The sequence below is a fragment of the Streptomyces zhihengii genome, assembly GCF_016919245.1.
GTDB lineage: Bacteria > Actinomycetota > Actinomycetes > Streptomycetales > Streptomycetaceae > Streptomyces > Streptomyces zhihengii.
Genome location: NZ_JAFEJA010000001.1, coordinates 5,807,582 through 5,824,485 on the forward strand (window position 1 = coordinate 5,807,582; position 16,904 = coordinate 5,824,485).

The following is a 16,904-nucleotide window of genomic DNA, read 5'->3' on the forward strand; positions in this document are numbered from 1 at the left end:
GCCCGCCCTCAGATCCCCGGCCCGCTGCGCCGCAGCACCCGCAGCGAGCCGGTGACCGAGACCTCCTCGAAGGCCCCGGACTCCAGCGCCCGCAGGTAGACGCGGTACGGGGCCTGCCCGGTGAACTCGTCGACCGGGTCCGGGAACACGTCGTGGATCACCAGCAGCCCGCCCTCGGCGACATGCGGCGCCCAGCCCTCGTAGTCGGCGGCCGCGTGCTCGTCGGTGTGACCCCCGTCCACGAAGACCAGGCCCACCTTCCCGCCCCACACCCGCGCCACCTGCGGCGACCGCCCGACCACGGCGATCACGTGGTCCTCCAGGCCCGCCCGGTGCAGCGTCCGCCGGAACGACGGCAGCGTGTCCATCAGACCGACCTCCGGGTCGACCGTCTCCGGATCGTGGTACTCCCACCCCGGCTGCTGCTCCTCGCTGCCCCGGTGGTGGTCCACCGTGACGGCGACCGTGCCCGCCCCGCGCGCCGCGTCCGCCAGGAGCACCGTCGAACGCCCGCAGTACGTGCCGACCTCCAGCAGCGGCAGGCCCAGCGCGGCCGCCTCCCGAGCCGCCGCGTACAGCGCGAGCCCCTCGTCCACGGGCATGAAGCCCTTGGCGGCCTCGAAGGCGGCCAGGATCTCCGGCTTGGGTGCGACGGCGGACATCGGGTCCTCCCGGTGGGGCGTACGGATGGGAGCCCATCGTGCCCTACCCGCCGGTGGTCCCCGCGAGGCGGTACGGCCCCGCCCGCCGCGTCACCGGGCGGGCAGGTCCGCCGCCGGGAGCGCCCCGGCCCGCACCGCGTCGACCAGCGCCCTGTGGTCCCGCTCGTTCTGGTCCGCGTACGCCTCGGCGAACTCCGCCAGCGCCCGGTCGAACACCTCGCCCCGCCCCAGGTAGGCGGCGATCGCGATCCGGTCCCCGGACCGCGCGTGGGCACGGGCCAGCGTCACCCCGCACAGCTCGCCGAACGCCCCGAGCTGCCGGGGCGTCATCGTCTCCGGCACGGCGATGCCCTTCCAGTCCCGCAACTGGCGCACGTAGAAGTCGCGCCGCCTGCCGTCGATGCCGTCCACCCGCTCCCAGCCGAGGAACATGTCGCTGGCCGCCTGCATCAGCCGCTGCCCCGACACCACCCGCTCGCCCTGGTTGCGGTACCGGCTCGCGCCGACGTGCGCCGCGAGCACCGAGGTGTCGGCCTCCTTCGCCTGGAGGAAGAGCGGGTCCCGGCCGTCCCGCCCGAGCAGCAGGAAGATCCAGCAGCGGGTGCCCACACTGCCGACGCCCACCACCTTGCGGGCCACGTCCGCCAGCCGGTAGTCCGCCAGCAGGGTCCGCCGGTCGGCCGACAGCGTGCGCCCGTACCGGGTGACCAGGTCCTGGAACCTGCCCTGGAGCTCCTTGCGTTCACGGGTCGGCAGCAGATCGGCCAGCGGCACCAGCAGCGGCGGGTCCGCCGCGATCCGGGGCCGCCCGCCGGACGAGTCCGTCAGCTTGTCGAAGACCTGGAGACTGTCACGGCCCCGGGCCTTCGCCATCGCCCGCGACAGCCGCTTCCGGCCGCTCCTGCGCAGGCGCTCGTCCGCCAGCTCCGTCAGCCGCTCGGCGTCGATCCGGGCGTACCAGACGTCCAGATTGCCCATCCCCGCGAAGCGGATCATCGCCTCGCGGTAGGAGCGGACCGCGGCCCGCACGATGCCCGCCCGCACCGCGTCGTCCAGGCCGTTGGCCCGGGCCGCGATCACCAGGCTCGCCGACAGCCGCTTGACGTCCCACTCCCAGGGACCCGGCAGCGTCTCGTCGAAGTCGTTGATGTCGAACATCAGCCGCCGCTCCGGGGAGGCCAGCAGCCGGAAGTTCAGCAGATGCGCGTCACCGCAGAGCTGGGCCCTGATACCGGAGTCGGGGCTGCCCGCCAGATCCGACGCCATGATCGCCGCGGCCCCGCGGTAGAAGCGGAACGGCGACTCGGTCATCCGGCCGTAGCGGATCGGCACCAGCTCCGGCAGCCGCGTCGCCGACTGCCCCTCCAGCAGCGCCAGCGGATCCGGCCGGCCGGGCGGCGGCTCGTACACCGCGTGCCCCGACCGGGGCGCCCGGCGCCGGGCCTTCCGCCCGGCCGCCGCCCGCTCCTCGGGTGTCGTGTCCGGCGCCACGCGCATGGCCGGCCTCGCCTCTCGGGCCATGGTCAACACTCCTGTCCTGTACCGGACTTCCGCGGCAGGGGCCGCGGCCGCGTCGGGATGGGGCCGCGGCTACGTCGGGCTGGGGGCGCGGCACAGCGCCCAGATGACGAACCCGCTGATCGTGATCAGCACGATCGCCCAGAACGGCGCGTACGGCAGCCACAGGAAATTCGCCAGCATGGCCAGCCCGGCGAGCACCACGCCCACGAACCGGGCCCAGGTCGCGCCCCCGAAGAGGGCGAAACCGGCCAGGGCGATCACCACGCCGAGGGCGAGATGGATCCAGCCCCACGAGGTCAGGTCGAATCCGAAGATGTAGTTGCGGGTGGTCACGAAGACCTCGTCCTCGGCGATCGCCGCGATGCCCGCGAAGATCGCCATGAACCCGCCGAAGATCATCAGGACGGCGGCGAAGACCAGCCAGCCGCTGCCCGCCCCCGACCGCCTCGTCCCGTGCGCCGTACCGGCCCCGACGTGAGTCGCCATGGCCCGCTCCCTTCCGAAGGACCGTCCGGGCACCTCCCGTCCGGTCGGCCTCTCTCCAATCTCGGCCAACCGGGTGAACCCCGCACCCCGGGAACAGGGGGCCGCGGGCCGCCCCGTCGCGGACGTGCGGGGCCCCGGGGCCGGTGATGCAATGGAGCGGTACGTCTGTCCGCCGCGCCGGGGACGCCCCGCTTCCGGCGGGACCACGGCGGCCGGACCCACCACGATCCGCCCGTGAGGGAGTGCCCGTGAGCGACGACATCGAAGACATGGGGCCGGTCGACTACCTGGTCCTCGAATTCCCGGGCAACCGCATGACGGGCGAGGGCCTGCCCCTCCTCGTCGACCTCGTCGACCGCGGCATCGTCCGCATCCTCGACCTGGCGTTCGTCACCAAGCAGGACGACGGGACGGTCGCGGCGGTGGAACTCCGCGACATCGGGGACCACGCGGAACTGACGGTGTTCGAGGGCGTGTCCAGCGGGCTGCTGGGCCAGGACGACCTCGACGAGGCCGGAGCCGTGCTGGAACCGGGCAGCTCCGCCGCGGTCCTGGTGTACGAGAACACCTGGGCCGCGCCGCTGGCGAAGGCCCTGCGGCGCGGCGGCGCCCGGATGGTGGCCGGCGGCCGGATCCCCGTCCAGGCGCTGCTCGCCTCGCTCGACGCCACCGAACCCGGCGGACCGGCGGCCGCCTGACCAACGGCCCCGGACGAGGGGCCGCCGCAGCGGCGGCCCCTCGGGCCCCCGGCCGACCGCTCGCGCGTGGCACGCCCACGCCGCACCGAGGGAGACCCACATGCCCGACCTGCTCCGCGGCATCGCCCGCACCGCCGTGATCTCCGGGACCGCGACCGCGGTCTCCAACCGGGTCTCGCGCCGCCAGGCCGGCCGCTGGGCGCAGCAGGACGCCGGCGCCTACGGGCAGCAGCAGGCGCCGCCGCCCGCCGCGCCGCCGCCCGCCCCCGACCCGGGCGACGAGATGACCCACAAGATCGACCAGCTCAAGCAGCTCGGCGACCTGAAGGCCCAGGGGGTGCTGACCGAGGAGGAGTTCGCCGCCCAGAAGGCCAGGCTCCTCGGCTGACCCCCGCCACCCGCCCGGGCCCGCGGCTCCCCGCCAGCCCGGGCGGGCGCGCGTGCCGGGGGACCTGAGCCCTTCGCCGAACGGGGCGTCCTGGGCCTTGTCTGACAAATGGCGCCGTCCGCCCGCAGGGCGGGGCGCGCGGCGTCCGGTGCGTGCAATCGCAAGGCGGAGGATCATCCTCGTACTGGGCGTACTCGGATGACTCCGACAACGCGGCATGGGGGTACCTCCCAGCGGTAGCTGGGGGAGTGCGTGCCGGGCGTCGCGCGCCAGGCGGGATTTGTCAGACACGGCCTAGGTCCGAGGTCCCGGTACCTGCCCCGTCCGGGCTGGTACCGCCGGTGGATGTACGGACCATAGGACTGGTGCGACCATGACACCCATGGTCCAAGCCCGTCCGCACACCGAGACGTCCCCGTCCGTCACCCCCGCCCCGTCCCCGCGCACGTGGGCGGTTCTTCTCGCCGCCTGCGCCGGCCAGTTCCTCGTCGTGCTCGACGTGTCCGTGGTCAACGTCGCGCTGCCGTCCATGCGCGCCGAACTCGGCATGAGCGCCACGGGACTCCAGTGGGTGCTCAACGCGTACTCGATCGCCTTCGCCGGCTTCATGCTGCTCGGCGGGCGGGCGGCCGACATCTTCGGCCGCAAGCGGATGTTCCTCATCGGGCTCGGCCTCTTCACCGTGACCTCCCTCGCCGGCGGCCTCGCGCAGGAGGGCTGGCAACTGCTCGCCGCCCGCGCCGCGCAGGGCCTCGGCGCCGCCGTGCTCGCGCCCGCCACGCTCACCCTCATCACGGCCGCGGTGCCCGCCGGTCCCGCCCGCACCCGGGCCATCGCCACCTGGGCGGCCGTCGGCGCCGCGGGCGGCGCGGCCGGCGGACTCGTCGGCGGCGTCCTGACCGACCTGCTGTCCTGGCGCTGGGTGCTGCTGATCAACGTGCCCGTCGGCGTCCTGGTGCTCGCCTGCGCGCTGGTCTGGCTCGCCGAGAGCCGGGTGGACGTGCCCCGCAGGCTCGACCTGCCCGGCGCGGTGCTGGTCACCCTCGGCCTGGCGGCCGTCGCCTACGGCATCGTCCAGACCGAGGAGGCGGGCTGGGGCGCGCGGGCGACCCTGGTGCCGCTGTCCGCCGGAGTCGTGCTGCTCGTCCTGTTCCTGGTCGTCGAGGCGCGCACCGCCGCGCCGCTGATGCCCCTCAAGGTGTTCCGCTCCCGCGCGGTCTCGGCCGCCAACGCGGCCATGACGGTGACCGGTTCGGTCTCCTTCGCCATGTGGTTCTTCATGACGGTCTACGCCCAGAACGTGCTCGGCTACACCCCGCTGGAAGCCGGACTCGCCCTGATACCCAGCTCGCTGGCCGTGGTCGTCGGCTCCAAGGTCGCACCGCGCCTGATGGCCGGCGCCGGGGCGCGGAACGTCGCCGTCCTCGGCGCCCTGGTGGCCGCCTCCGGATACGCCTGGCAGTCGACCATGAGCGCGGACGGCGCCTATGTGACGACGATCGCGCTGCCCGGCGTGCTGATGATGGCGGGCCTCGGCCTCGCCCTCACGCCGCTCGCCTCCCTCGCCACCTCGGGCGCCGCCCCCGGCGACGCGGGCCTCGTCTCCGGCCTGGTGAACACCTCGCGCACGATGGGCGGCGCGCTCGGCCTCGCGGTGCTGTCCACCGTGGCTGCCTCCCGCACGGCCGGGGCGACCTCGCCCGAGGCGCTGACGGAGGGCTACGCACTGGCTTTCCGCACCGCGACGGCGGTGCTGCTGGGGGCCGTGGTGCTGATGCTGGTCTTCCTGCCGGGCCGGAACGCCCGCGACGGGGCCGACGCGTCCTGACGGAGTGCGCGCGGGGGGCGGGGGCGCCCCGGAGGGGGCGGAATGGCTGGTGGGGCCCCGGCGCGTATCGGAGTGCGGGTCCGCCCGGCGGGAGCCCACGCACACGCCGGGTGCGTGTCGGAGCGCGCGCGGCGTGCCCGGTGGGGCCGTGCGGGCGGCGCGCATATCGGAGGGCGGGCGGAGTGCGCGTCCGCCCTGCGGGAGCCCCGGTGCGCGCCGGGCGCGCACCGGCCGGCTAGCGCGACTCCGCGTGCGGGCCCGGTGCGGAGAGCGCCGGGTCGACGACCGTCTCGCCGGTGAGCACCCGCCGGATCGCCTCCGTCAGGTCCTCCACCGGACCGTCCTTGACGAGGACCCCGGCCGCGCCGGCCTCCAGCGCCCGCCGCACCGGATCCGACCGCCCGGAGCGGGCGAGGATCAGCACCCGGCAGTCCGGGACCTCCTCGCGCAGCGCGGCGGCCGCCTCGACGCCCCCGATGCCCGGCAGTTCGACGTCGAGCAGGGCGACGTCCGGCCGGGACAGCAGCGCGGCGTCCACGACCTCGTCCCCGCGCGCGGCCTGCGCGACCACGGTCAGGCCGGCCTCCATGCCCAGCAGCAGCGCGAGCGCGCCCCGGGTGGTGGTGCGGTCCTCGGCGAGCAGGACACGTACCGAGTGGGTGGGGCGGTGGTCCCGCGGCATCTCGTCCACGGCGTCCAGCGTAGGACCGGGCCCGCCGGGCCGCCCGTCGGCGCCTTTCGGACCCGCCGCGGGCAACGGGAAGGCCCCGGACCGGCATGGGCCGGTCCGGGGCCTTCCGCTCCCGGTCCCCCGAGGTCGCACGGGTGCGCTGCCCTGCCGGCGGGGCCGGGGCCCGGGCCGGTACGGATCCGGACCGCTCCGAGCCACGGCCCGCCGGGGCGGGCGGCCCGTCAGGAGGGGCGGCGGTGGCGGCCGTGCGCCTCGGTCGGCGAGGTGCTCTCCGGAGCCGCGCCGCCGCGGTGCTTGCCCGCGCCGTCGGAGGCGGCGGACGCGAGGGTCACCGGCTGCTGCTGGTTCTCGGACGGCTGGTCGGGTCGGGCGTCGGACATGTGGGAAGTTCACCCCGTTGTGATCGCTGATCGGCTGTCACAGGGCCCCGTTCGCACCGCGCGTCCACGATCACCGTCGGCGCACGGACGGTGCGGCTGCGTAGCCCAGGCGGAAATTCAACCACGCGCGCCACGCCCCGCGAGAGGCGCCTGCTGCAACGGGACGGGCCTGCGCAGTACAGGACCGCGAGGAGCCCCGGACGGTTCCCCACCTGCGCGTTCCGCTTGTGCGGAGTCGGTGGGGGACTCCTTCGCGAGGTGACGGACCGGTACCGGCTCTTCCTCATGGCCGAAGGTTTCTTCACATCCCGCGCGGGCCACCGCGCACGCCACTTCCCCGTCCGCCCAGGGGAGTTGGAGAACCCCCTCCCGGTCCCAGGTGCCGGCCCCCGCCAACCAGCCCCTCGGCGGCGCGAGTTGACGCATGCGGCGGTCCGCCGGCCGCCACACGCCGGCCCAGCTCCCCTGCGCGCCGTCGATCCGCAGCGCCACCGCGCACGTCTCCGGCGTCAGCACCTGCCCCGGCTGCACGGCGAACGGCGTCACCACCGCGTCCGGCAGCCGCAGCGCCTCGGGGAACCGGACCGGCCGCAGGCTGCCCAGCACCCCCCAGCCGAGCCGCTCGTCACCGCGGCCCGGCGCGTCCGACCGGACCAGCACCAGGCCGCTGTCCGCGTCCGCGAGCAGCAGCCGGTCGTCGCTGGACTCGGTGATCTGGAGCAGCGGCGTCACCTCGCCGCCCCTCGCCAGGTCCACGGCCACCGCCTTGACCGGCCCGCCGCCCGGCATCCTGCGGTCGAGCGCCAGCATCCGGCCCGCACGGTCCAGCCAGGCGCCGCCCGAGCAGTGGCCCGGCACCCTCGCCAGCAGCTCGGGGCCGCCCGCGCCGCCCGCCACCAGCCAGACGCCGGTCGACGCCGCCCCCGGCTCCAGCGCGTAGGCACGCGCCCCGTCCGGGCAGGGCGGCAGCAGGACCAGCTCACCCGCGGTCACCGCGCCCAGCGGCAGCTCGCCCGTCCCCGGGCCCGTCGGGTACAGCAGCGAGAACGTGTGCCGCTCCGCGACCCGGCGGCGGATCAGCACCCGCCCGTCCGACAGCGGCAGCACACCCGCCTCGCGCTCCTCGGGCTGGCCGAGCGGAAGCGGGACCGCGTAGGGCTCGGGCCCGCCGAGCGTCCAGCGCTCCGCGAAGAGCGCCTCTCCCGTCCCCGCGAGCCGGGCGCCGTACATCCCGTCCGCGGTGATCGTCAACGCTCCGCTCGCCGGATCCGCCACCGCGTCGTCGCCGTCCGCGGGGGCCTCGATGGCACAGGCTGTCATCGAAACGTCACCTCCGGTCACAGAAGCTAGGTATCGCACTTCCTGCCGAACAACACGAGCCTGCGCTCTTCACACATAAGGGTGGCCAACGGGCGATTCACCTGAGCTCCGGGCGGCGCGTGTGCTGCTCCCGCCCGCCGGGGTGCTCCCGGCGGGCCGCCCCGCGGGGTGCGCCGGCGCCCGGATCCGGCCGCAGGCCCCGCTGACCGGCGGGGCAGGTAGCCTTTGCTCCGTGCCCCGTCTGTCTGAAGTCATCGCCGCGCTCGACGCCCTCTGGCCCCCCGAGCGGGCCGAACAGTGGGACGCGGTCGGCACCGTCTGCGGAGACCCGGACGCCCGTGTCGCACGGGTCCTGTTCGCCGTCGACCCGGTGCAGGACGTCGTCGACGAGGCCGTGACCCTCGGCGCCGATCTGCTGGTCACCCACCACCCCCTGTACCTGCGCGGCACCACCACGGTCGCCGCCGGGCACTTCAAGGGCCGGGTCGTCCACACGCTCATCCGCAACGACATCGCGCTGCACGTCGCCCACACCAACGCCGACACCGCCGACCCGGGCGTCTCCGACGCCCTCGCCGGCGCGCTCGGCCTGCGGGTCGTGCGCCCCCTGGTCCCCGACACCTCCGACCCGGCCGGCCACCGCGGCCTCGGCCGGGTCTGCGAGGTCGACCCGCCTCAGACCCTGCGCGAGTTCGCCGCGCGCGCCGCGCACCGGCTGCCGCCGACCGCCCAGGGCATCCGGATCGCCGGCGACCCGGACGCCACCGTGCGCACCGTCGCCGTCAGCGGCGGCTCCGGCGACAGCCTCTTCGACCAGGTGCGGGCCGCCGGCGTGGACGCCTTCCTCACCGCCGACCTGCGCCACCACCCCGCCTCCGAGGCGACACAGCACTCCCCGCTGGCACTGGTCGACGCCGCGCACTGGGCCACCGAGTGGCCCTGGTGCGAGCAGGCCGCAGCACAGCTCGACGAGATCTCCGACCGGCACGGCTGGGACCTCCGGGTCCACGTCTCGAAGACCGTCACCGACCCCTGGTCCGCCCACCACGATTCCTCTGGAGCCCCCAACTGAACGCCGCGCCCGCCGACCAGATCCGACTCCTCGACGTACAGGCCCTGGACGTCCGGCTCTCCCAGCTCGCCCACAAGCGCGCGTCGCTGCCCGAGCACGCCGAGATCGAGTCGCTGACCAAGGACCTCACCCAGCTCCGCGACCTGCTCGTCGCCGCGCAGACCGAGGAGAGCGACACCGCCCGCGAGCAGACCAAGGCGGAGCAGGACGTCGACCAGGTGCGCCAGCGCGCCGCCCGCGACCAGCAGCGGCTGGACTCCGGCGCCGTCACCTCGCCCAAGGACCTGGAGAACCTCCAGCGCGAGATCGTCTCCCTCGCCAAGCGCCAGGGCGACCTGGAGGACATCGTCCTGGAGGTCATGGAGCGCCGGGAGTCCGTCCAGGAGCGCGTCAGCGAGCTGACCGGACGCGTCGCCTCCGTGCAGGGCAGGACCGACGAGACGACCGCCCGCCGCGACGCAGCCCAGCAGGAGCTCGACGGCGAGGCCGCCGCGGTCACCAAGGAGCGCGAGGTCGTCGCCCAGTCCGTGCCCGCCGACCTGCTCAAGCTGTACGAGAAGCTGCGCGTCCAGCAGGGCGGGGTGGGCGCCGCCCGCCTGTTCCAGCGCCGCTGCGAGGGCTGCCGCCTGGAGCTGAACATCACCGAGATCAACGAGGTCCGCGCCGCGGCCCCCGACACCGTGCTCCGCTGCGAGAACTGCCGCCGCATCCTGGTCCGCACCTCCGAATCGGGTCTGTAGTGCGGGAGTTCGTCGTCGAGGCCGACGGCGGATCCCGGGGCAACCCGGGCCCCGCCGGCTACGGCGCGGTCGTCCTCGACCCGGTCACGGGCGAGGCGCTGGCCGAGGCCGCCGAGTACATCGGCGTCGCGACGAACAACGTCGCCGAGTACCGGGGCCTGATCGCGGGCCTCCGGGCGGCCCACCGCCTGGACCCGGACGCCACCGTGCGCGTCCGGATGGACTCCAAGCTCGTCGTCGAGCAGATGTCCGGCCGCTGGAAGATCAAGCACCCCGACATGAAGCCGCTCGCGGCCGAGGCCGCCCGGATCCTGCCCGCCTCCCGCGTCACCTACGAGTGGATCCCGCGCGAGCGCAACAAGCACGCGGACCGTCTCGCCAACGAGGCGATGGACGCGGGGCGCGCGGGCAGGCAGTGGGAGGCGACCCCACGGGCCGCGTCACCGGTGGGGGGTGTCCCGGCCGGGGCTGCCTCCGCCTCGGCGGGGGGTGCGGTGGACTCCGGGGCCGGGGCGGTCTCCGGTTCGGTGTCCGGGTCCGGGTCCGGCTCTGGTTCGGTGTCCGGGTCCGCGTCCGGCTCCGGGGCCGGGTCCGGCTCCGGCTCTGGTTCCGCGTCCGACTCCGGGGGAGTGTCCGTCGCGGGGGCTTCCGTGCGGACGGCGCCCCCCGCGGGGTGGGGTTCCGCCGCGGACATGGGCACGCCCTCCACCTTCGTGCTGCTGCGCCACGGGGAGACGGCGCTCACCCCCGAGAAGCGCTTCTCGGGCAGCGGCGGCAGCGACCCGGTGCTGTCCCCGGCGGGCCGACGCCAGGCGGACGCCGTCGCGGCGGCGCTCGCCGCGCGCGGCACGGTCCAGACGGTCGTCACCTCCCCGCTGCGGCGCTGCCGCGAGACCGCGCAGACCGTGGCCGAGCGCCTCGGCCTGCCCGTCATCGTCGACGAGGGCCTGCGCGAGACGGACTTCGGCGCCTGGGAGGGGCTCACCTTCGCCGAGGTGCGCGAGCGGCACCCGGACGACCTGGACGCCTGGCTCGCCTCCCCGAAGGCGGCGCCCACGGGGGGCGGCGAGTCCTTCGCCACGGTCGCCCGCCGCGTGGCCGCCACCCGCGAGCGCCTGCTCGCCGCCCATCGGGGCCGCACGACGCTGCTCGTCACCCACGTCACCCCGATCAAGACCCTGGTCCGCCTCGCCCTGGGGGCACCCCCGGAGGCACTGTTCCGCATGGAGCTCTCGGCGGCGTCGCTGTCGGCGGTGGCGTACTACGCGGACGGGAACGCGTCCCTGCGCCTGCTCAACGACACGTCGGCGCTGCGCTAGCGGCTGCGGGCGGGGTGCCCTGGTGCCGGGCGGGCTGTTCCGGCCCCGTGCCGGCCGGTGGTCGTGGCGCACCCCCGCTGCGCGCGGGTGTCCTCAAGCGCCGGACGGGCTGGGGTTGCCCGGTCTGGGGCCGGTTCGTGGGGTGGGGGTCCCGGGTCGCTCCGGGGGCGTGTGCGGGCGAGGCTCGCCCTATCTTGCGTTGCCCTAGCTCGACGACCGTTTTATCGCCCGCCCACGCCCCCTGCGCGCCCCGTCCCCGAGCCCTGCAGACCGGTCCGCCCTCGGTGGGGGATCGACCCGCCTGCGGGCCGGTGGTCGCAGCACCGCGCTGCGCACGGTGTCCTCAATCGCCGGACGGGCTGAGGATGCCCGGGTTCGTCGGTCGCGGCACCGCGCTGCGCGCGGTGTCCTCCAGCGCCGGACGGGCTGAGGGTGCCCGGGCGGGGCCGGTTCGTGGGTTGTGGCACCGTGCTGAGCGCGGTGTGGTCAAGCGCCGGAGGGGCTGAAATGCCCCTCCGCCACGACGGACGGGCCGGTTCCCGTGGGCGGGGGCGCGGAGGGGGTGGGTGAGGGCGATAAAACGGTCGTCGAGCTAGGGACGGGCCAACCCCGGGCGAGCCTCGCCCGCACCCACCCCCGCAGCGCCCCAACGGCACCCGCACCAACCGGACCGTGCTCGGGCAACCCCAGCCCGTCCGGCGCTTGAGGACACGGCCGCAGGCCGTGCCGCGACCACCGGCCGGTACGGGGCCGGCAACCCCAACCCCATCAGCCTGTCCGGCGCTTGAGGACACCCGCGCGCAGCGGGGGTGCGCCGCGACCACCGGCCCGCACGGGACCGGCAACCCCAGCCCCATCACCCCGCCCCGCGCCAGCGCACCCCGCGCCAGCCCACCCCGCGCGGGTGCGCCCACGACCACCGGACACGCGCCCGGAACAGCCCCCGGACACGGCCGCAGCCCGTGCCGCGACCACCGGCCGGTGGGGGCCGGCAACCCCAGCCCAACACCCCCGCCGAGGCGTCCCTTACGCCGACGCCCGCGCCAGCGCCTCCACGCGCCCCCAGTCCTTCGCCGCCAGCACGTCCGGCGGCAGCAGCCACGAGCCGCCGACGCAGGCGACGTTGGGGAGTGCCAGGTAGGCGGGGGCCGTCGCCGGGGTGATGCCGCCGGTGGGGCAGAAGCGGGCCTGGGGCAGCGGCCCGGCCAGGGACTTCAGGTACGCCGTCCCGCCGGCCGCCTCCGCGGGGAAGAACTTCATCTCGTGGACGCCGCGTTCGAGGAGCGCGACGACCTCCGACGCGGTGGAGACCCCCGGCAGGAACGGCAGCCCGGACGCGCGCATCGCGTCGAGCAGCGCGTCCGTCCACCCCGGGCTGACGAGGAACCGCGCGCCCGCGGCTGCGGCGTCCTCCACCGTCCGGGGCGAGATGACCGTGCCCGCTCCGACGACCGCCTCCGGCACCTCGGAGGCGATCGCCCGGATCGCGTCCAGCGCGGCGGGCGTCCGCAGGGTCACCTCGATCGCCGGCAGGCCGCCCGCGACCAGGGCGCGTGCGAGGGGGACGGCGTCGGCGGCGTCGTCGATCACGACGACGGGCAGGACCGGGGCGAGGCCGAGGACGGACGGGGCGGAGGGCACGGTGCTCATGCCGCCATCCTGCCCGCCCGCTGCACACATCGCAACGCGCGTTGCGCACCGCGCAACAGGGCGGCTCAGTGGATCTCCGTCACCACCACGTCCAGCGCCCAGGGCCGCCCCGCGGATGCCGGAGGCTGCGCCTCGACCACGTGCCCGAGGTCCCGCAGCACCTCCACCAGCGCCGCCGGGGTCCGCGGCGCCGCCCCCGTCTCCAGCAGGCTCCGGACGATCCGCCCCTTGGTCGCCTTGTTGAAGTGGCTCACCACGGACCGCTTCTCCACACCGTCCACGACCTGGGAGTGCAGCACCCGCACCGTCGCCGTCCGGCCCGCCACCTCGCCCTTCGGCTTCCACGCCGCGGCGTACGCGGACGAGCGCAGGTCCAGGACCAGGCCGCCGCCCGCCGCCTCCGGCAGCACGGCCTCCATCGGCGCCCGCCAGTACGCGCCGAGCGCCCCGAGCCCCGGCAGCTTCACACCCATCGCGCAGCGGTACGGCGGGATGCGGTCGCCGACGCGGACCGCGCCCCACAGCCCGGAGAAGACCAGCAGCGACTGCCGGGCCCGGCGCCGCGCCGCCGCGTCCAGCGTGGCCAGGCCGAGCGCGTCGTAGAGCACGCCCGTGTACAGCTCCCCGGCGGGCCGCGCGCCCGTGGTGCGCAGCTCGGTGTTCTTGGCGATCTCGCCGCGCAGCCCGTCGCTCAGGCCCAGCACCTGCTGCGCCTTCCCGGTGTCCCCGGCGCACAGCTCGACCAGTTCGTCCAGGACGGCGGCCCGGGCGTCCATGAGCCCCGGCAGGGACAGCGACTCAGGCTTCAGCGGGGCCCCGCGCCCGGAAGCGGCCTTACCTTCCGACGGCGGCAACAGCACGAGCACGGCGCTTCTCCTTCATGACGTACGGGGGAGGGGGTGCGGCCCCGTCCGCCAGCCTACAAAGGGTCCGGGGGCCCGAAATGCCACCACCCCTGCCCCGGCATACGCTCGGTCCATGCCCCGACGCCCCCTGCATCTGACCGGCGCGGTCGAGGCCGCGCTGCGTGCCGCGCTGCACGAGGTGCGCGCCATGCCCGGCGTACCGGGTCCCTTCCCCGCCGAGGCGCTCGCCGCCGCCGAGGACGCGGCCCGCGCGCCCCGGCTGCCCGCACTCGACGCCACGGACGTCCCCTTCCTCACGATCGACCCGCCGGGCTCCACCGACCTGGACCAGGCGATGCACCTGGCCCGCCGCGGCCACGGCTACCGGGTCCTCTACGCGATCGCCGACGTCGCCGCGTTCGTCGCGCCCGGCGGGGCACTGGACGCCGAGGCGCACCGCAGGGTCCAGACCCTGTACTTCCCCGACGGCCGGGTGCCCCTGCACCCGCCGTCGCTCTCGGAGGGCGCGGCCAGTCTGCTGCCGGGCCAGGCGGCGCCGGCCCTGCTGTGGCGGATCGACCTGGACGGCGACGGGCGCGCGGTCGCCACCGACGTGCGCCGCGCCCTGGTCCGCAGCCGTGCGCGGCTCGACTACGCGGGCGCCCAGCGGGCCCTCGACACGGACACCGCCGAGGAGCCCCTGGCCCTGCTGCGGGACATCGGCAGGCTGCGGGAGGCGCTGGAGGTGGAGCGCGGCGGCATCTCCCTCAACGTGCCCGAGCAGGAGATCCACGAACGCGGCGGTGGCTTCGTCCCCGCCTACCGCGCCCCACTGCCCGCCGAGGGCTGGAACGCCCAGATCTCGCTGCTCACCGGGATGTCGGCGGCCGACATCATGGTGGCGTCGGGCACCGGCATCCTGCGCACCCTGCCCACCGCACCGGACGGCGCGGTGTCCCGGCTGCGCCGCTCGGCCGCGGCCCTGCGGATCGAGTGGCCGCACCACGTCTCGTACGCGGCGCTCGTCCGCTCCCTCGACCCGGGCGAGCCGCGCCACGCCGCCTTCCTCCAGGAGTGCACCACGCTGCTGCGGGGCGCCGGGTACTCCGCGTTCACCGGCGGCGAGCTGCCCTCGCCGTCCGTCCACGCCGCGGTCGCCCACGAGTACACCCACTGCACGGCCCCGCTGCGCCGGCTCGTGGACCGCTACGCGGGGGAGGTGTGCGTGGCGGCCGTGGCCGGCCAGGACCCGCCCGAGTGGGCGACGGCGGCGCTGGCGGCGCTCCCGCGGGAGATGGCGGAGGGCGCGCGGCGTGCGAACGCGGTGGAGCGGGCCTGCGTCGACATCGTCGAGGCGGCCGTGCTCCGGGACCGGGTCGGCGACGAGTTCGACGCGGTCGTGGTGGACGTGAAGGAGAAGGAACCCGACGTGGGCACCGTCCAGTTGGCGGACCCGGCGGTGGTCGCCCGGATCGAGGGCGACGGCGCCCCGCTGCCGCTGGGGGAGCGGCTGCGGGTGCGGCTCACCCGTGCGGAGCCGTCCGGGGCGACGGTGGTGTTCGCTCCCGCGTAGCCGTGGACGCCGCCACGGATGTGGTCGCGGGGCCGGGGCGTGCGTCCACCGCCGCGCGGACCGCCGCGTACAGGGCCTTCGGGTCGTCGGCGTGGAAGCGCACCGTCCGCACGGTCCGCGGGCGGCCGAGGAACCCGGTGGCGAAGGTCGCCGGCTCCGCGAGCTGAAGGGTGAGCGACGTCTGCGAGCCGATCGGCAGGTCCAGCACGTCGTTGTGCTTCTCGTGCGTGAACAGCGTCTCCCGGCGCACGGACGCGATCAGGCCGAGGGGTATCCGCAGGTCCAGGTGGGCGCCCTGGCGCAGCCTGAGCCCGGCCCCGTCCAGCACGTGCGGACGGGTCACCGCCGCGGCGTGCAGCCCGAGGACGAACAGCACGGTGTAGACGTCGAGGACGAGGACCACGGCGTGCAGGGCGGGGAAGTCGCGCAGCAGGACGGAGAGGGCCACCGTCTCCACGACGGCGACGAAGCCGAAGCCGAACATCAGCGCCGCCTGGTCGCGGGCGTGGCCGAACGCCGTCGCGCCCTCGCCCACACCGTCCCGCCGCCCCAGCGGCCACATCACCAGGCTCCGCATCAGCCGCAGCTCGTGGCCGGCCAGGCGCAGGACGAGCGGCGGCACCAGCTCCTCCACCGCCTGGCGCCGGGTCAGTCCGGACCTGCGCAGCCGCAGGAACACGGTCGCGGCGCCCGCGGCCAGCAGCACGACCCCCGCCTCCACGGCGAGCAGCAGCCCACCGGGCACCCGGGCGCCCGTCACCAGGCAGAACACCAGGGCGAGCTCGGCGGGCAGCACGGCGTACCCGGCGGCCCGCAGCACGCCGATCGCGCGCCGGGTCACGGGACCGCTTCCCTGCGGGGCCACGGCTCCGATCCCGCGCCCGGTCACCGCGCACGCTCCCGCAGCAGCTCCAGCGCGCGGCGGACCACGGCCGACTGGGCGGGCGAGAGGTCGGAGAGGAAGCCGTCGAGCCGGGCCTCCTCCGCCGGGTCCGGCTCCCCGATCCGCGCGGCGAGCTCGTCCGGCAGGCTGTCCGAGAGCACCCGCGCCAGCTCCTCGACCCGGAGGTCGTCGGCCCGTGCCCCCGCGAGTTCGTCCATCCGCCGGTACAGCTCGTAGGCGCGCTCCATGCCGCCCGGCGTCCGCGCCAGGTGCGTGACCGTGCTCATCATGGCCTCCCGCTCCTCCTCGGGCACCACCGTGTCGAGCAGTGCCAGCATTTCCCGGTCCACGGCCGCCATCGCGGGCTCCGGACCCGGCAGGGCGGCGGACGTCTCGTCCATCGCGGCGAACAGATCGGCCACCCACGGCGAGACGGGCCCCTCCGCGGGGAGCCGCCCCGCGCGGGCCCGCTCCAGCAGGTCCGCGAGGCGTTCCCGGCGGGCCCGGATCCGGGCCTCCTGACGCCCGAGGTCGGCGTCCAGCTCCTCCAGGACCTCGACGAGATCCCGCCCGGCGTCCTCGGCGAGTACGTCCCGTACCTCGTCCAGCCCCACTCCCAGCTCGGTGAGCCGCCGGATCCGCGCCAGCAGCACGGCGTCCCGCGCCGTGTAGTCCCGGTAGCCGTTGGCCAGCCGCACGGGCTCGGGAAGCAGCCCGAGGTGGTGGTAGTGCCGGACGGCGCGGGTGCTCACACCCACGAGGGCGGCGATCTCTCCGATGCGCATGCCCCCAGTAGAAACGTTGACGCCGCGACAAGGTCAAGGCGCGGCGGTGGCATCACCGGATGC

Annotated in this window: 16 protein-coding genes and 1 pseudogene; 7 read left to right on the forward strand and 10 right to left on the reverse strand. The window is 75.7% G+C overall.

The window, feature by feature from the left end; translation table 11 throughout:
- Positions 1 to 8: 8 nt before the first annotated feature.
- From JE024_RS24655 to JE024_RS24665, 3 genes are all read right to left on the reverse strand, one after another.
- Positions 9 to 662, reverse strand: a complete 654-nt coding sequence (locus JE024_RS24655; protein WP_205375676.1) for a class I SAM-dependent methyltransferase — start codon at positions 660 to 662, stop codon at positions 9 to 11.
- A 90-nt stretch (positions 663 to 752) separates the two neighbouring features.
- Positions 753 to 2,183: a DUF2252 domain-containing protein gene (locus JE024_RS24660; protein ID WP_205375677.1), complete on the reverse strand. Its 1,431-nt coding sequence runs from the start codon at positions 2,181 to 2,183 to the stop codon at positions 753 to 755.
- 69 nt (positions 2,184 to 2,252) lie between these two features.
- Positions 2,253 to 2,669: a DUF7144 family membrane protein gene (locus tag JE024_RS24665; RefSeq protein WP_205375678.1), complete on the reverse strand. Its 417-nt coding sequence runs from the start codon at positions 2,667 to 2,669 to the stop codon at positions 2,253 to 2,255.
- A 248-nt stretch (positions 2,670 to 2,917) separates the two neighbouring features.
- Here JE024_RS24665 and JE024_RS24670 point away from each other — a divergent pair, with 248 nt between their 5' ends.
- From JE024_RS24670 to JE024_RS24680, 3 genes are all read left to right on the forward strand, one after another.
- Positions 2,918 to 3,367: a DUF6325 family protein gene (locus JE024_RS24670; RefSeq protein WP_205375679.1), complete on the forward strand. Its 450-nt coding sequence runs from the start codon at positions 2,918 to 2,920 to the stop codon at positions 3,365 to 3,367.
- A 100-nt stretch (positions 3,368 to 3,467) separates the two neighbouring features.
- Entirely contained in the window at positions 3,468 to 3,755 is a 288-nt protein-coding gene (locus JE024_RS24675; protein ID WP_205375680.1) for an SHOCT domain-containing protein, read from the forward strand.
- 373 nt (positions 3,756 to 4,128) lie between these two features.
- On the forward strand, positions 4,129 to 5,583 hold the full coding sequence (locus tag JE024_RS24680) for an MFS transporter (RefSeq protein ID WP_205375681.1): 1,455 nt from the start codon (positions 4,129 to 4,131) through the stop codon (positions 5,581 to 5,583).
- 262 nt (positions 5,584 to 5,845) lie between these two features.
- Here the strand turns inward: JE024_RS24680 and JE024_RS24685 are convergent.
- From JE024_RS24685 to JE024_RS24695, 3 genes and pseudogenes are all read right to left on the reverse strand, one after another.
- A pseudogene (locus JE024_RS24685) lies at positions 5,846 to 6,265 on the reverse strand (response regulator); the annotation flags it as partial.
- Between the two features lie 230 nt (positions 6,266 to 6,495).
- Complete coding sequence (locus JE024_RS24690) at positions 6,496 to 6,654, reverse strand: hypothetical protein (protein WP_205375682.1); 159 nt, start codon at positions 6,652 to 6,654, stop codon at positions 6,496 to 6,498.
- A gap of 117 nt (positions 6,655 to 6,771) precedes the next feature.
- Positions 6,772 to 7,974, reverse strand: a complete 1,203-nt coding sequence (locus tag JE024_RS24695; RefSeq protein ID WP_205375683.1) for a hypothetical protein — start codon at positions 7,972 to 7,974, stop codon at positions 6,772 to 6,774.
- A 232-nt stretch (positions 7,975 to 8,206) separates the two neighbouring features.
- Here JE024_RS24695 and JE024_RS24700 point away from each other — a divergent pair, with 232 nt between their 5' ends.
- From JE024_RS24700 to JE024_RS24710, 3 genes are read left to right on the forward strand one after another with little or no spacing between them, the layout of a single operon-like run.
- Entirely contained in the window at positions 8,207 to 9,046 is an 840-nt protein-coding gene (locus JE024_RS24700) for a Nif3-like dinuclear metal center hexameric protein (RefSeq protein ID WP_205375684.1), read from the forward strand.
- Complete coding sequence (locus JE024_RS24705) at positions 9,043 to 9,786, forward strand: zinc ribbon domain-containing protein (protein WP_205376710.1); 744 nt, start codon at positions 9,043 to 9,045, stop codon at positions 9,784 to 9,786. Before JE024_RS24700 ends, JE024_RS24705 begins: the two co-directional genes overlap by 4 nt.
- Complete coding sequence (locus tag JE024_RS24710) at positions 9,786 to 11,105, forward strand: bifunctional RNase H/acid phosphatase (protein ID WP_205375685.1); 1,320 nt, start codon at positions 9,786 to 9,788, stop codon at positions 11,103 to 11,105. The genes JE024_RS24705 and JE024_RS24710 overlap by 1 nt, the downstream gene beginning before the upstream one ends.
- 1,026 nt (positions 11,106 to 12,131) lie before the next feature.
- Here the strand turns inward: JE024_RS24710 and eda are convergent.
- Positions 12,132 to 12,755 carry a bifunctional 4-hydroxy-2-oxoglutarate aldolase/2-dehydro-3-deoxy-phosphogluconate aldolase gene (eda, locus tag JE024_RS24715; protein ID WP_205375686.1) on the reverse strand — a complete coding sequence of 208 codons (624 nt, stop codon included), beginning with the start codon at positions 12,753 to 12,755 and terminating at the stop codon, positions 12,132 to 12,134.
- 65 nt (positions 12,756 to 12,820) lie between these two features.
- Positions 12,821 to 13,621, reverse strand: a complete 801-nt coding sequence (gene yaaA, locus JE024_RS24720; protein WP_205375687.1) for a peroxide stress protein YaaA — start codon at positions 13,619 to 13,621, stop codon at positions 12,821 to 12,823.
- Between the two features lie 112 nt (positions 13,622 to 13,733).
- Between yaaA and JE024_RS24725 the strand changes: the two genes are divergently transcribed.
- A complete protein-coding gene (locus JE024_RS24725; RefSeq protein ID WP_205375688.1) occupies positions 13,734 to 15,173 on the forward strand; it encodes an RNB domain-containing ribonuclease in 1,440 nt (479 codons plus the stop codon).
- On the opposite strand, the gene JE024_RS24730 is transcribed toward JE024_RS24725, so the two are convergent.
- Both JE024_RS24730 and JE024_RS24735 read right to left on the reverse strand, forming a co-directional pair.
- Positions 15,124 to 16,014 (reverse strand): hypothetical protein, encoded by an 891-nt coding sequence (locus tag JE024_RS24730; RefSeq protein ID WP_244883060.1) that lies wholly within the window; start codon positions 16,012 to 16,014, stop codon positions 15,124 to 15,126. The genes JE024_RS24725 and JE024_RS24730 overlap by 50 nt on opposite strands.
- 44 nt (positions 16,015 to 16,058) lie before the next feature.
- Entirely contained in the window at positions 16,059 to 16,841 is a 783-nt protein-coding gene (locus tag JE024_RS24735; protein ID WP_205375689.1) for a MerR family transcriptional regulator, read from the reverse strand.
- Between the last annotated feature and the right edge of the window lie 63 nt (positions 16,842 to 16,904).

What these genes read in the sequence shown, in the direction of transcription:
- JE024_RS24725 (WP_205375688.1), top strand. Translation starts at nt 13,734, where the DNA reads ATGCCCCGACGCCCCCTGCATCTGACCGGCGCGGTCGAGGCCGCGCTG.
- JE024_RS24675 (WP_205375680.1), top strand. Translation starts at nt 3,468, where the DNA reads ATGCCCGACCTGCTCCGCGGCATCGCCCGCACCGCCGTGATCTCCGGG.
- JE024_RS24695 (WP_205375683.1), bottom strand. Translation starts at nt 7,974, where the DNA reads ATGACAGCCTGTGCCATCGAGGCCCCCGCGGACGGCGACGACGCGGTG.
- eda (WP_205375686.1), bottom strand. Translation starts at nt 12,755, where the DNA reads ATGAGCACCGTGCCCTCCGCCCCGTCCGTCCTCGGCCTCGCCCCGGTC.
- JE024_RS24680 (WP_205375681.1), top strand. Translation starts at nt 4,129, where the DNA reads ATGACACCCATGGTCCAAGCCCGTCCGCACACCGAGACGTCCCCGTCC.
- JE024_RS24690 (WP_205375682.1), bottom strand. Translation starts at nt 6,654, where the DNA reads ATGTCCGACGCCCGACCCGACCAGCCGTCCGAGAACCAGCAGCAGCCG.
- JE024_RS24665 (WP_205375678.1), bottom strand. Translation starts at nt 2,669, where the DNA reads ATGGCGACTCACGTCGGGGCCGGTACGGCGCACGGGACGAGGCGGTCG.
- JE024_RS24660 (WP_205375677.1), bottom strand. Translation starts at nt 2,183, where the DNA reads ATGGCCCGAGAGGCGAGGCCGGCCATGCGCGTGGCGCCGGACACGACA.
- JE024_RS24735 (WP_205375689.1), bottom strand. Translation starts at nt 16,841, where the DNA reads ATGCGCATCGGAGAGATCGCCGCCCTCGTGGGTGTGAGCACCCGCGCC.
- JE024_RS24655 (WP_205375676.1), bottom strand. Translation starts at nt 662, where the DNA reads ATGTCCGCCGTCGCACCCAAGCCGGAGATCCTGGCCGCCTTCGAGGCC.